This is a genomic window from Leifsonia sp. SIMBA_070 (assembly GCF_046534635.1).
Taxonomy (GTDB): Bacteria; Actinomycetota; Actinomycetes; order Actinomycetales; family Microbacteriaceae; genus Leifsonia.
Map to the genome: position 1 here is coordinate 1 of NZ_JAWRYK010000016.1, position 609 is coordinate 609.

The window sequence follows — 609 nt, forward strand, 5'->3', positions numbered from 1 at the left end:
ATTGTTCTGCGTTTTCAGCAGTTAGCAGTAATTCCATATCGTTTTTAAGCATTTTAGCCATGTTTAAAAGCAACTCTTCTTCAATCGCGTTGTAGATATCTACTACAAACATAGAGAGTTGCTGTAACTTCTCAGGAGGTAATGCCATGATCACTCAGCTCCTGGATCATTATTTTTCTGTTGATTCCCTTCCAATCCGAATAAATCAACGTTTTCAGGAAGGACCGTTCTATTCTCTTCCGTTATTTCTTCTAACATTTGAATTGCTTCTTCTTCAGAAACACCGTGGATTTTCATGATAGCTTTCTTCTTACTCGTTAGATTGTTCGTAACAAGCAAAATCTGCTTATTAATCTCGGCTGTTTGGTCCTCTGCTATAGAATCATAGAAAGTAACTGTCACTTCATAGTCATCAGTGCTTTCGAATTCATCATATAAAGAAGCAACTTCGGTAATAATGTCCACTAAATCGCGAATTCCGTCTTCTATGATCGTTTCGTGTGACTGCTTTGTTCTGAATGTCTTGGAGTTTTCACTTACAACCTCTGTCGCTGTTTTAACACCTTGTCCATCAAAACTAAAGGCTCCAGAAGAGAAACCAACCTGCAT

Annotated in this window: 1 protein-coding gene; it reads right to left on the reverse strand. The window is 37.9% G+C overall.

Annotated elements, in window-relative coordinates; translation table 11 throughout:
- Window positions 1-150: 150 nt before the first annotated feature.
- On the reverse strand, window positions 151-609 hold a 459-nt coding region (locus SB754_RS19175; protein ID WP_410784007.1), incomplete at its 5' end, for a phage portal protein.